This window comes from Calditrichia bacterium (genome assembly GCA_020634975.1).
Classification (GTDB): Bacteria; Calditrichota; Calditrichia; order RBG-13-44-9; family J075; genus JACKAQ01.
In genome coordinates, this window is sequence record JACKAQ010000003.1 from 215,944 (window position 1) to 230,175 (window position 14,232).

The window sequence follows — 14,232 nt, forward strand, 5'->3', positions numbered from 1 at the left end:
GCAATTCATAAATTTCAACGCAAAAGCAATTCATGAATTGCCGCTACATTATTCCTGCGACGGCGGGAAATGCCCTGGATTCAATTGATGTAACATATGTTTAAACAACAATTTACGCTCGGTGATTGAAACGGTTTCCAATGGAAATCCGAATGCAAACATCCGCGAATTATCCGAAAAAAATATCGCCGCCGGACGCCCGTTTTCAGCGTAGCGCATCACCACTTTACCGAGCGAATCCGCTGGCGCAAAGGCATCGGGCGCTTCCACGCGATAGATTTTTTCGCTGAATTCACTGTTGAATTGCACATTGCTGATGCCGGGAAAAACTGTCGAATCGATGACGGAAACCGAGCCGTTTCGCGCGGCGTGATTGGTCACCCAGCGAATTTTTAGAACATCTTTCGCGAATGCGATATCCGGGTGTTCGCGCTCTTTCCCCTCAACCAAATCGCTGGCAAAATGCGCACCGGAAACAATCAGGCTGCCGCCATTTTGCAGAAAATCTGCAATTTTCGTGCGCAGCGATTGCGGAAACACCTCAAAGTCCGCTGGCTTCCCGGGATGCATCGCCGGCGTAGTTTTCTCCTCACCCAACAGCAAATCGACTACCGGATAATCGCGCAAACTGACCAGCGAATCCCAAATCGCTTCATCACTTACAGACACAAATGAATAGCCCGCATCGCGGATGGCTGCGCCGTGGGCGATCGTAAAATCGTGCGTATTTCCGGCGATCATCTGGGTTTCCAGATTGCTGTGGCTGGCACCGCGTCCCGGCGATTCGTTGCTGATAAACCGCGCACCCGAGTTAAATTCGATCTGGCTGCCGACTGTGGCAATATCCCGGACATCCGGCACGCCTTCATCCCAAAAATCCGCAAACCCTTGTAAATACTGAACTTGAAAACCTGCCGGTGCAGAAATCCGGTCGAATCCGTTGACAATCAGCACCGTTGCCGGACTGTTTTCCATCCGGCAAACCGCCAAAATTTCCGATGGAAAGCTTTCGCCGCCGCTGTTCACCGCCGCAATTTTGAAGCTGTAAATTTTTCCGAACGGCAAATTCGGCAAATAAAATTCCGGTGCTTCGACCAACACGCCGTTGTCAAATCCGCCATCGCCAATGCGCCTGTAAACCAGATATTTTTCGGGCGTTGCGGTCGGCTCCAGCGGATCGGTTTGCGGTCGCCAGCTCAGCCGGACGCCATCGCCGGAAAAAGTCGCCGAAAAATGGGTGACCGGCAGCGGTTGCACCACAAAATCCTGCCCGTTTTGGGTCGCGAGAAATTTGAGCATCGCTTTATAAATCGAGCGGCTGGCATCGAAACGGAATCGCGGATCGAGCGCAAGCTGCATATCCGCAAAATTGTGGTGGGACAACAATTCCAGCAGCGCCGCCGGAACGTTCGGGCGAAACGCCTCGCTGTAATCTTTGTCCCAAATGCTGCGGCGTTTGAATTGCGGGTTGTAATTTTGCCAAATGTCATCGACGATCTGGGTTTGCAGCACATCGCCAAAATCGCGGCTGGCCAGTCGCGAAACGCCATCCGGGAACAAATCGGTGGAATCTGCGCCCTCCACACCAACAATCATCAGCGTGCCAATGGTGCTGCTATCGCCCGTACTGCCCGCGTCCGTGTGGAATGCCAGCGATACATCAATCGGGATGTTCAACCCATTTGCCATGCGATTTTTGTTCGGTCCAAACGGCGCTCCGCGCAGATAATTCACCCACTCTCCCCTGCTCCGGTAATCGTCCACGTAATCATTTTGCCAATCTTCGGTGAGGTTGTAAACCAACGTATCCGGCATGCCCATAGTTTGCAGATAATAGCGCGACCCTTCCATATATCGCGGGCGCCCGCTGGTTTTCCCGTTGCGGGAAACGATGCCAATCCCGCCGCCGAAACGCAGCGCATCCGCCGTAATAACGCCATTTGACGACTCACTTTCGTTGCTCAAAGTTACGGATCCGGCATCCGGATTGATGCCTTTTTCAAACGGAAACGTGCCGAGATAAATCCAGGTGCCGCCGCCAATTTGCTGATTCACAGAAAATTCCGTCGCGCCGCCGCGATGATTCACGGTGTATTTTGCATCCGCCACACTGTTGGGCAACGAGCGATAACTGACATAAACCGCGTATTCGCCGGATTCCGGGATTTCCGGCACCCAGAGCACCGTCGCTGTTTCGGTTGGGCTGGCGGGAAATTGCCAATGGCTGCCCTGCCGGAACGGGTTTTCGCGATCCGAATACGGCAGCTCGCCGATAGCAAATCCGGGCTGCGCAGTCGTCGCTTTCAACACGGTATCGCCGGTGGCGAAAATCATCTGACCACTCCCCTCACCCGCCACGTCAACAATTACTTCGTTGCGCTGCAAATCGCGTTCGCGCGGCATGAATACATTCGCTCCGGCATTTTCCAGCATCGGCAGCAGATACGGCTGCACAAACGATGTCGGTAACAAATCCTCGACAATCTGATACACCCGCGCACGCTGCCATTTCCAGCGATCTTCCGCCGCATCGAAATACCAGCCGTGACTGCCCCACACCGCAATGTGCCGGTTTTGCAGCCCGTTTTCGATTGCAAACGGCTTGCTGAGATTGCGAACAACCGGCGGCTGCTCCGGCAGCGATTTTGGCAATCGCGTCACATCCGGCGGCAATTGCTCGCGATAAAAATTGGGGATCAGTTGTTCAATGGTATATTTTTCGGCGAAAAGATTCAGCGAGAAATCAGCGAATTTTTTACCCAATCGCGCCTGCAATGTTTGGCGCATCCGCGCCACATTTTCCTCGCGAAACGGGATGAAACCGAATTCTTTGTTGAACACGATGTCAATTTTTTTGGCGCTTTCGTCGAAGCGAATCGTATCGATTTTCGCGATGCGACTAACTTCAAACGGGAATTTACCGTCGATGCCATCGCGCAGAAACTGATGCGTCGCCAGATACACCCGCTGTGTTTCACTGTTCAACGCGGCAATTTCATACGGGAATTTTTCAGGAATTTTCACACCGGCGCATCCGGCGAAAATGCTGATTGCAGCAATTGTTGCAAAGAGTTTTGAGTTTATGAAAAGTGTTGCGGGTTTATTTTTACCCCCCTTTGTCCCCCCTTTGTAAGGGGGGAAAGAAGAAAGTCTCCCCTTATCAAGGGGAGATTTAGAGGGTTTTAGCATTCCAGAACCATTTCACAAAACACTCAATTTGATTGGTCAATTTGTAATTTTTCAACTTGATAAACTTCTATTTTTATTGAACATAAACTAAAAAGAACAACAGGTCGTTGAGATAAAAACTAAGATTCCTGCATTCGCAGGAATGACAACGCTTTCATAGAAACAATTTATACAAACAGCGTTTTTCTACTCTTTCAATTTCCGCGATTCGGGGTTCGGCTGCCAATCGCTATCCGGCTCGAAGGTTTCCCACAGCATCCGCGAAACGCTGCGAATCAGCGCATAGCCTTCGTTATCATAATCCCAGCTTTGGTCCTGCTGATTTTTGGTGATCACACAAAATACGTAATCGCCGTGCGGCGCGTTTACCAAAACCACTTCCGAACGTGAGGCATCAACCGCACCCTGTTTGGACGCCGCCTGCACATACGGCGGAATTTGCGACAACGCCTCGCCATTCCAATAAATGCGCGTCAGTGCCCGATACATTTCTTCGCTGGCAGCTTTGGAAACGGCTTTGCCTTCACGAATCTGCACCAATAAACTTGCCATTTCCCGGGGCGTGGTTTGTCCCCAACCGTAAACTTCCCAGTTCGGGCGACGCCCTTCGGTGCGGGAATTCACCCGGGTTTTGCTGTATCCGTGCGCATCCAGCCATTCGTTAATCGCTTCGCCGGTCGCCAGTTTTTGCAACCACAAACTGGCGTGATTGTCGCTGTAAGTGATCATCAGCGAAACAATCGCGTCCAGCGCCAGCTTTTGCCCGTCGCGAAACGACCACAACACTTGCCCGTCATACGGATATTTGATGGAATCCGCGTAATACGCCAGTTCAGATTTGTAATTCAACTCCCCTTTGTCCAGTTTGTCAAAAATCTTAAGCAAAATGGGCACTTTGATCATACTGGCGGTGGGAAACAACGTATCTGCATTAATTTCAATGGTTTCGCCTGTTTTCAGATGGCGAACGTAAATGCCCACGTCACCGTGAAAATTTTTTGCCAGCACTTCCAGCTTGCTTTTCAAATCGCTGTTTTTTGATCCCTGATTGGGAATCACACCCGCAATCAACACTGCGAGCAGGCAAAGCGGTATCAGCCATTTTAACTTCATTTTATCTCCACATTAGTCTGGTTGAACGTCGATTTCCGGCGGCGGCGAGCAACAGGTTTGCCGGTTTTATTCTGACGATTTTTCGCAAAAATACCGTTTATTTGCAAAACAATCAAGCCACTTTGCACCCAAAATCAATACAAAAGCGGTATTTGATTGATCGGCAGCCGCAGCGCATCGTATATTTCCGGGGAAAATCGGGCAAAACTTACGGCTGAACGCAGATGAAATTTTCGCAAAAATCCGGTCACAAACCTATCGATTTGATGAATCCCCTCAAATTAACTGCGTCGAATGTTGGCTTTTTGATCTCTATCGCCATGTTTTTTTGCAGCGCTGCAATTGCGCAAGTTACCGTTCACGGCGATAAATCGCTACCGCACGATCTCGAATTACGCAAATATTTCCCCCAAAAAATTAACCATTTGGCACAGCCTTACGATGTCACATTTTATCATTTAAAATTGGATGTTCGTCCGGATGTGCAGCAAATTGCCGGATCGGTACAAATCGACGGATTTAGCCAAGCAGCCAATTTGCGTGATTTAGCGATTGATTTATACGACAACATGATTGTCGATTCAGTAACGGCAAACGGTGTGTCGCTCCAATTTTCGCGAGTGGTTCAGCAGATGGTTGTGCAATTGCCGCAGGCGTTGTCCGCCGGAGAACGATTTTCGATCACCGTGCATTATCGCGGCAATCCGCAGCGCATCGGTTTCGGCTCGTTCAACTGGACGGAATCGAACGGAACGCCGCGCATCTGGACACTCAGCGAACCGTATGGTGCGCCAACCTGGTGGCCGTGTAAAGATGATCCGGCGGACAAAGCCGATTCTGTTTTTCTGGACATCACCGTTCCGGAAAATCTGGTGGCAGCGTCCAACGGATCGCTGGTTCGCGCGGACATTGCACCAAATCAAAGAAAAACATGGGTTTGGAAAACGCGATACCCGATCAGTACATATCTGGTTGTGCTGGCAATTGCCGATTATACGCGGTATTCGGACACCTATTTTTCCGGCGGCGCGGAAATGCCCGTCGAATATTTTGTCTATCCCGAATTGCTGGACGCGGCGCAAATTGATTTTGCACCCACGATTGACATGCTCAGCGCGTTTTCCGCGCTGTTTGGCGAATACCCGTTTTTCAGCGAAAAATACGGGATGGCGTCGGTGACCAGCGGCGCATCGATGGAGCACCAGACGCTCACCACGCTGGCGGCGCGACACATCAACGGCGCGCACACCGGCGAATGGGCAATTGCTCATGAGCTGGCACACCACTGGTTCGGCGATTTGATCACGCTAAAAAATTGGCCGGATATTTGGCTGCACGAAGGTTTCGCCAGCTATTGCGAAGCGCTTTGGGAAGAATCCGCACGCGGCGATTCCGCGTATGTTTCAGCAATGCGAAACATGGATCCGGGATCGTTCAGCGGAACGGTAGTGGTAACCGACACCGTCAACCTGCCGGTAATGTTCAGCGCAACGGTATATCGAAAAGGCGCGTGGGTGCTGCACATGCTGCGTGGTGTGCTCGGCGATGCCGTTTTTTTCGATGCGCTCAACGCTTTCGCCACCGATCCGCGCTGGCAATTCGGCAACGCAACCACCCTCGATTTTGTGCGAACCTGCGAACAAATCAGCGGAAAAGATCTGACCTGGTTTTTTGAACAATGGCTGTTTCGGGTGGGGCGACCGGTTTACGATTACCATTGGGACGTTTCCGGCGATGCTGCGCCCTATCAAACAACGCTGCGCATCGACCAAATGAATTCGCAGCCGTACGAGAATAATCTGCCCTATAGGATGCCGCTGCAAGTGCGGCTTTCAGCCGGAAATGAAACGCAAACCGTGACAATTTGGGACAGTTTGCCGGAACAACAATTTGTGTTTGAAACGGATTTTTCACCTGCGAATCTGGAAATTGATCCTGATAATTGGGTGCTCAAACGCCTGATTTTCAATGGCGGGAATATTTCCAGCATTCCGCGTGGCTTCGAAATTGCCCAAAATTTCCCGAATCCATTTAACGGTACAACGATCATTCGATATGGCATTTTGCGCCGAACTGCCGTCACCGTCACGATTTTCAATGTGCGCGGGCAGCAGGTTTTCGCACAAAGCTTGCCGCCACAAGTGGTTGGATTTTATGATTTTATCTGGGATGGAAAGGACAACAACGGTCGCGATTTACCGTCAGGAATTTATTATTACCAATTTAGCGACGGGAATAGTTCCGCCGCTAAAAAGTTGGTTTTGGTTCGGTAATTCAAAAACAGAAACTTACTCGTAAATCAAATATTTTTGGCGAACCACCAGAAAATTTTCCAGATCATCCTGCCAGCTATCGATCAGTTTATTCATATCTTCGCCATTTTGGATGGCCAGCCGGATCTTGTCAGTGCCGCAAAGCCGGTCAAAATGCGCCACACGAAATTCCAGGCTATCCGAATAAAGCTGGTAAATGGCGTTAATAATGTGAATCCCCGTTCGGTACGGCTGGAACGCGTTCCGGTCGGTCACGTTCAACCGAACCGCGCCGCATTCGCGATCCCGCAATTTGGGATTGGTTGCAGCGCCGGGAATCGGGATCGGCGTAAATGTTGTATCTACGAAAGTTACGCCGCGTAATTTGAGTGCATTCAACTTGTCAGCCAATTCTTTTCCGTTCACCCACGGTGCACCGATATGTTCAAACGGCGTCGGTGTGCCGCGTCCTTCGGAAAAATTGGTGCCTTCGATCAAACAGGTGCCGGGATAAGTGGTTTCCGCCAACAGCGACGGCATGTTCGGCGATGGCTTGATAAACCGCTGCCCCGTTTCATCGAACCACATGTTGCGTTTCCAGTTTTTCATTGGAATAATGGTCAAATCCGCATACAGCCCATCGCCCAGCCAGCCTTCGCCGTTGAACATTTTTGCCAATTCGCCAACCGTCATGCCGTGGCGAACGGGCATCGGGAATCGCCCGACAAATGTGGCAAATGCCGTATCCAGAATATTACCTTCCACCAATGAACCGGTGATCGGATTGGGGCGATCGAGCACCACAAACGGTTTTCCAAATTCTGCGGCGGCTTCCATCGCGTACGCCATTGTGTAAATGTAGGTGTAATATCGCGCACCGATATCCTGAATATCAAAAACGAGCACATCCACATTTTCCATCATTTCTGCGGTAGGTTTGCGGGTTTGCCCGTAAAGGCTGTAAATAGGAACATCGTTGAGCGGATCGGATTTGGTGTAAATCGGCGCACCGTCTTCCGCCTGTCCGCGAATGCCGTGTTCCGGACCGAACATTGCGGTTACGGTTACATCCGGTAAGTTATTGATAATATCGAAGATATACGCATTATTTGCATCGTATGCGGTGTGGTTGGTGACGATGCCAACACGTTTTCCGGCGAACAGCTCGGTAAATTCCGCAACGCGATCGAGTCCGGTTTGCACGGTTTGGGTTGCCGCCGGTTGCTGTTTTTCGCAACCAAAAATCAGCGCCAATGCGAAAACGGAAATCCAACAAAATCGCAACATGTTTTTTCCTTCCGTTGATGTTGTATCTGAAAATTTCGGCACAAAAAAGTGGATGAGTGCCGATATTTCGTGATTTTTATCGTTGTCTGAAATTAAAAATGTTGCATTGAAAAATAAAATGCTAATTAACTGATTTCTGTGCCAAACTGTTCAAATCGGTGCGTTTATCGCCCAAAAAGCGATTTCCATTCGTTTTACAACCAATATTTGCTAATTTACAGGTGGAAAACACAAGCCGTTTTTGCGCATTTTATATGCTGCATTTATTGACAGGATTGGAATTAAATGACGAAAGATGCAAAACCAGTTTTTATCGGTGTGGACGGTGGCGGCACCAAAACGACAGCCGTTTTGACAACCGCGGACGGTTCAATATTCCGGACATGCCGGACAGGCGCGTGCAATGTTGCTGTGCTGAAGACAGATGCGGTCGCCGCTATTATTGAATCGATTCTGGATATTTTGTTGAAAGAAATCCCCCGAGAATCGATCGGTAACGCAGTTTTTGCATTCGCCGGCGCCGGCAGAGCCAAAGAGCGGGAAAACGTGCGCCAAATTATCAGCACCGCCGGGGTTCGCCAATTTTCGATTTTAACGGATGCGGAAATTTTGTATCATGCAACGCTCGGCAATATGTCCGGCATTTTGCTGTCTGCGGGAACCGGCTCGATCTGCCTTGTTCGTGGCAGCGATGGCGCGTTCAAACAAATCGGCGGGCGCGGCTATTTGCTCGGCGACGAAGGCAGTGGATTTGACATCGGCAACCGGGCAATCCGCAAATCCATCCGCGATGCGGAGGACGGAAACGCCATCAGCGAATTGACACGCAAACTATTGGAATTTTATAACTTACAGCAACCGGAAGAATTGGTGAGCATCATTTACACTGCAGCCAACCCGCCAAATGTAGTCGCATCGTGCGCAAAGCTGGTTTGCGATTTGGCAGAATCCGGTGAACCGGATGCCAAAACGATTGTTGATGGCGCGGCAAAATCGCTGCTGGCGTTGTTCAAACATGCCACCGAACATCTCCCAAAAATGTCCGAATATCCGATGGCTTTGGCCGGCAGCGTGTTGTCGGACGGCTCAATTGTCAGCCAACGGTTCAAAAAATTGCTCCGTAAAGCGGCGTTACCGGTTCAAATCATCGCAGAAAGTATGCCACCCGCTGCCGCTGCCGCCCGAAGCGCAATGCTCGACGCCGGTATGCATCCGCCACCCGGACTAATCACAAAATTATCGCAAGCGACATTTGAATAAACAACCATATTTTACGCTTTAGAGGAATCCATGAGCAACGGGAAATATCAAATCAAATCTGTAAAAACCTGGGTCGAAGACTTGCAACTCACCCGACCATACACCATCGCATACAAAACGGTCGATGCTGTTGAGAACGCATTTGTGCAGATCGAAACCGGCGCCGGCATCACCGGGATCGGGGCGGCATCACCGGGACCGTATGTCACCGGCGAAACGTTTGAGATGTGCCAGAACGCGCTTCAGCAACACGCCGAAGCATTGCTGTTGGGGAAAGATATCCGCGAATATGTGAATATCAGCAGAACCCAAATTGAGCAATTGCCCAAAACACCCGGCGCTCGCGCAGCCGTCGATATTGCGTTATTTGATGCACTTGCGCAACATTTTGATTTACCGCTGGCAAAATTTTTGGGGCAATCGCACCGCGAAATCCCGACCTCGATCACCATCGGCATCAAACCCAATATTTACGAAACGCTCGCCGAAGCGGATGAATATTTGGGACGCGGTTTCCGCATTATCAAATTGAAAATCGGGATCAATGTGGATCAGGATATCGAAACCACCAGCAAATTGTTCGAGCTGGTTGGCAAAAAAATGAAAATCCGCGTCGATGCCAATCAGGGATATTCCCCGGCACAATTGACCAAATATTACAACGCCACAAAAAATTTGGGATTGGATTTGATCGAGCAACCGGTTCCCAAAGAAAAACCGGAATTGATGCAAGAAGTTGACGCAGCTGTTCGTGCGGTTTGCGCAGCGGACGAAAGCATTCAATCCCCCGGCGATGCGTTAAAACTGGCTGCCCAACCGCAGCCGTTCGGCATTTACAACATCAAATTAATGAAATGCGGCGGTGTTTATCCGGCAATGCAAATCGCCGAAATTGCGCGACTTGCCGGCATTTCACTGATGTGGGGCTGCATGGATGAAAGCATTGTGAGCATCAGCGCAGCGTTGCATACGGCGTTCGCCAGCCCGGCAACCAAATATCTGGATCTGGACGGCAGTCTCGATCTCGCCCGCGATATCGTTTCCGGTGGATTTACCATCAAAGACGGGATGATGTCCATTTCCGATAAACCCGGATTAGGCGTTCAACGTTTGTAATACAGCATCACATTTTCTTTGAACATCAGGCGGGAATTTTTCCCGCCTTTTTTGTCGAAAAATTTTTATTTTTTTGAAACTTTTATAGCCAATTATCGTCTTACTCCCCATCTGAGCCGCCTACCAGATTCGTTTTTACCCGATATTTTATTGGTTAACAATTTCATTCAATTTTGAAAATTTCACCGCCTGTGTATCAAAATATCATCAAACCTAAATGGGAGTTTTTATGATGCAACAGCGTTTCAACAGATCTGCCGGCGTGCTTGCACTGCTGATGCTGCTCGGTTCGTTTTCCGTTTTCGCACAAACGAACCTCACTCAACTGCGGGTCAGCCCACACGCAAGTGTTTCACAAACAATTGGTTTTACTGAAATTACAATCGATTATCATCGCCCGGCTGTGAATAATCGGCAAGTGTGGGGCGGGCTGGTGCCTTATGGGATGGCACCGGGTCAACCGTTCAATTTTAACAAACCGTTCCCCTGGCGAGCAGGTGCAAACGAAAACACTACCATTACGTTTTCGACAGATGTTACCGTAAACGGCGCTCAAATACCTGCCGGAAAATACGGTTTACACATGCTCCCCGTCGAAAATGGCGAGTGGACAATTATTTTTAACAAAGATAACGCATCGTGGGGCAGCTTCTTTTATGATGAAAAACAGGATCAGGCACGGGTTAAAACCAAACCGGTTTCCGCACCCTTCAGTGAATGGCTGTATTACGGTTTCGAAAATCTATCCCAAAATTCTGCTGTTGGCTATTTGCACTGGGCGGAATTGAAAGTGCCGTTTACGGTGGAAATCGATTTGCACGAGACTGTTTTGGCGAGCTATCGTGAACAATTAACCAATTTGGCAGGGTTCAACTGGCAAGCGTGGATGCAAGCTGCCAATTATTGTGCCCAAAACAAAATTAATCAGGCAGAAGGACTGGTTTGGATTGAAAATTCGGTTGCCAGAAACCGCGATGTGCGAAATCTTGCGATCAAAGCTGTGTTGCTGGAGCAAACCGGAAAATCGGCTGAATCGAAAAAGGTTGAAAAAGAAACCCTGGAATTAGCCAAAAATACGGATATCGAAGCCGATTTGAATACTGCGGGTTACAACTTTTTATTTAATAATAAAACAGAGCAGGCGATCGAAATTTTCAAATTGAATATTAAAAAGCACCCAGATTCGTGGAATGTTTACGACAGTCTTGCGGAAGCGTATCAACAACAGGGCAATACTTCTGAGTCCATCAAACTGTATCAAAAAGCAATGGCAATGGCGCCGGATGGGCAAAAAAACCGAATCCAGAATGCCATCAACAGCCAAATGAACTAATTTAGCCATCTCCTCAGCGATGCTCCGGCGATTTCCATATTTGTCGGAGCGTCGTTCTTTTTCGCCAACATATTGATTTTTATCGGATTAGTTCGAGATTTTGTCTAATTCTTCCTCTTTGACCCACACCCTTGCGTAACGCACACCCGTTTTTTCGTCAACATAAATTTTATCGGCATCATCCGGAACGCTGTTCCCGAAAACCGGTATTCGTTTATATCCGTTACAACATTTTTCTGCATCACTTTTGTTGGACCACACGTGGTTCCTTGAACGGCAAAAATACATGAGCATAACCTCCATGTTATGTTCGATTGTTAAATTATTCATGTCAATTAATGCGAGTTTACTACGGAGAAAAGCCGCAATTTCAGCTGAAACAAAAATTTATACCCTTTTCGGCTGAGCTATAATTATTCGGTATAGTTTTTTACAACTTTAAGAGAAATATTTTCCAAAAATTTCGTTTGTGACAATCTGATCCGATGTTATAATTAGACCGATTCGAAAAAACAAAGCGAGCTAACTGCTGGGTAAATAAAGGCGTTATCTGATGATTTTCAACTACTTACGATATTTATTTTTACTGTCATCCGTGTTGGTGTTCGGCTGTGCAGACACCAGTCCGGATATTTTTGTGGAAGTTCATGGACAGGTTTTGGCAACAGACGCGGTAATTAAGGCATATCGAAACTCAGATGAATTCAAAACACAAAAAGAGGTTCAGCGACAATCGCTGATTAAATTTGTGAATGAAAAATTTGTTGGGGATTTGCTGTTTCGGGTTGCGGGATACGAACAACATCTGGAAAAAAATCCCGAGGTTCAAACGATGTTGCAGAACCGGAAACGGCATTTGCTCATCGGAAAAAACGGCGTGCTATTTCAGTCGATTGTCCCCGCCAACATCGAAATTTCAGAAGAGGAATTAACAGCGTTTTATATCAAAAACAGGCTTGAATTGCGGGTGAATCATATTCGGGTTCAATCATTAGCGCTGGCAGATTCGCTGTATCAACTATTAAAAAATGGCGAAAATTTTGAGCAACTGGCGCAAAATTATGCACACAATTATCGGGTAAACGAATTTTTTGGTATCGGCGAGCGCGATCCGATTTATGAAATGGCAGCATTCGAATTGGCTGTCGGAGAGATTTCCAAACCTTTTAAAAATGCCAACGGATATTTTATTATCAAATTGCTGGAATCCCGCGAACGCCAATTGCCGCCATTTGAAAGCGTTCGGGACAGCCTGAGTGAGCAATTCGCCGGGATAAAAAAAGCATTATTCATGAGCAGTTATTTTGAGGATCTTCACCGGCAATTTAACGAAAAATATAACGATAAAGTGTTACAGGAAATTTGCCGGACATTTGAAAACAGAAACGGCGATTACAAATTGAATTCTCAGCGATTGCGGAAATTTTTGGATGAACCCGCCATCACCAGCGACGCCGGGCAAAAAACAGTGGCTGATCTGGTCACATTTTATGAATCAATGTCTCGGGAAGCGAGTTTTCCCATCCTGCAACTTGCGGATGCACACGCTCTGGCACGAATGACAATTGAGTCTGATTTGATGTTTCACGATGTCCTTTTGCGCGGATTAGACAAACACGAACATTTTGACGCAGCAATGAGATCTTTACAGGATAGCCTTGTTGAAGCACAATATTATCAACAGTTTATCGCAGATAAAATTAGCGTGACTGATGCAGATATTCAGGGATACTACGGCGAGCATTTTGACACATTCAAACAAATGCAAAAATCTGCGGCATTTGCGCGAATCCGCCAAATTTTAGAAGATGAACAAACAAAAAAAGCTGTTGATGATGTCACCAAACAGCTTCGTAAATTGTTTATTATTCGTTTTAATTCAATGGCAATTCAACGCTCGCTGAATGAGTTAAACAGCGAAAAACGCGGGCTTGCCCAAAAATTTTAGCTCACATCAAATTTGTGGCGAATAATTTTTGCTTCTTTCATAAAAACCACATCTTCGCTGATATTGGTAGACAAATCGCCAACCCTTTCCAGCGACCGCACTACCCGGGCAATCGCAAATCCTTCCCGGATTTTATCATGATCTTTTTGCAACGATCCAATGGTATTTGCAACAATCCGATCATAAAATTCATCCACATCGTTATCCATTGCACACACTTTTCGAGCCAAATCCGAATCCTGATGCACAAATGCACTCACCGCATCGTGGAGCATTTTACAGGCGATTTCACTCATTTGAGAAATATCACCGATGGCGCTCACCAACGGCGTTGTGCCCAATTCGATCACCGTGTTGGCAATATTTACCGCATGATCGCCGATTCGTTCGAGATCGTTGTTCATTTTCAATCCGCCAACGATAAAGCGCAAATCGATAGCAACCGGTTGTTGCAGAGCAAGCAACGTCAAAATCTGATCTTCGATGTTCACTTCCATCCGGTCGATTTCGTTATCGCGGGCTTTTACCTGCTCAGCAAGCGCTACGTCGCTGCGTTCGAGCGCGACAATTGCCTGGCGAATGCTGTGCTCAACCTCATTCGCCAAAAAAATGAGGTCTTTTTTGATATTTTCTAATAAATGTTGAAATTTTTCTTTCATATTCTCTTCACCCGTAAACGTGTTTAAGTACAGCATTTTATTTCGAAAAAGATGGTTTTTCGCAAAATATATTTA

Annotated in this window: 9 protein-coding genes; 5 read left to right on the forward strand and 4 right to left on the reverse strand. The window is 47.8% G+C overall.

What is annotated here, in order from left to right; translation table 11 throughout:
* Positions 1–48 precede the first annotated feature (48 nt).
* Both H6629_18545 and H6629_18550 read right to left on the reverse strand, forming a co-directional pair.
* A complete protein-coding gene (locus H6629_18545) occupies positions 49–3,024 on the reverse strand; it encodes a xanthan lyase (protein MCB9069782.1) in 2,976 nt (991 codons plus the stop codon).
* 351 nt (positions 3,025–3,375) lie between these two features.
* Positions 3,376–4,302, reverse strand: coding sequence for a serine hydrolase (locus H6629_18550; GenBank protein ID MCB9069783.1), 927 nt, complete (start codon positions 4,300–4,302; stop codon positions 3,376–3,378).
* 224 nt (positions 4,303–4,526) lie between these two features.
* On the opposite strand from H6629_18550, the gene H6629_18555 reads away from it, so the two are divergent.
* Entirely contained in the window at positions 4,527–6,575 is a 2,049-nt protein-coding gene (locus H6629_18555) for a T9SS type A sorting domain-containing protein (protein ID MCB9069784.1), read from the forward strand.
* Between the two features lie 15 nt (positions 6,576–6,590).
* Here the strand turns inward: H6629_18555 and H6629_18560 are convergent, their stop codons facing one another.
* Complete coding sequence (locus H6629_18560; GenBank protein ID MCB9069785.1) at positions 6,591–7,841, reverse strand: DUF1343 domain-containing protein; 1,251 nt, start codon at positions 7,839–7,841, stop codon at positions 6,591–6,593.
* A 285-nt stretch (positions 7,842–8,126) separates the two neighbouring features.
* Between H6629_18560 and H6629_18565 the strand changes: the two genes are divergently transcribed.
* The 4 genes from H6629_18565 to H6629_18580 all read left to right on the forward strand — a co-directional run bounded on the left by H6629_18565 (position 8,127) and on the right by H6629_18580 (position 13,498).
* On the forward strand, positions 8,127–9,101 hold the full coding sequence (locus H6629_18565) for a hypothetical protein (protein MCB9069786.1): 975 nt from the start codon (positions 8,127–8,129) through the stop codon (positions 9,099–9,101).
* Positions 9,102–9,131: 30 nt separating this feature from the next.
* Positions 9,132–10,217, forward strand: coding sequence for a dipeptide epimerase (locus H6629_18570; protein ID MCB9069787.1), 1,086 nt, complete (start codon positions 9,132–9,134; stop codon positions 10,215–10,217).
* Between the two features lie 229 nt (positions 10,218–10,446).
* Positions 10,447–11,550 (forward strand): DUF2911 domain-containing protein, encoded by a 1,104-nt coding sequence (locus H6629_18575; GenBank protein MCB9069788.1) that lies wholly within the window; start codon positions 10,447–10,449, stop codon positions 11,548–11,550.
* Between the two features lie 553 nt (positions 11,551–12,103).
* Positions 12,104–13,498 carry a peptidyl-prolyl cis-trans isomerase gene (locus H6629_18580; GenBank protein ID MCB9069789.1) on the forward strand — a complete coding sequence of 465 codons (1,395 nt, stop codon included), beginning with the start codon at positions 12,104–12,106 and terminating at the stop codon, positions 13,496–13,498.
* Here H6629_18580 and phoU read toward each other — a convergent pair.
* Complete coding sequence (gene phoU / locus H6629_18585; protein ID MCB9069790.1) at positions 13,495–14,157, reverse strand: phosphate signaling complex protein PhoU; 663 nt, start codon at positions 14,155–14,157, stop codon at positions 13,495–13,497. The two genes, H6629_18580 and phoU, sit on opposite strands and share 4 nt — an antisense overlap.
* Between the last annotated feature and the right edge of the window lie 75 nt (positions 14,158–14,232).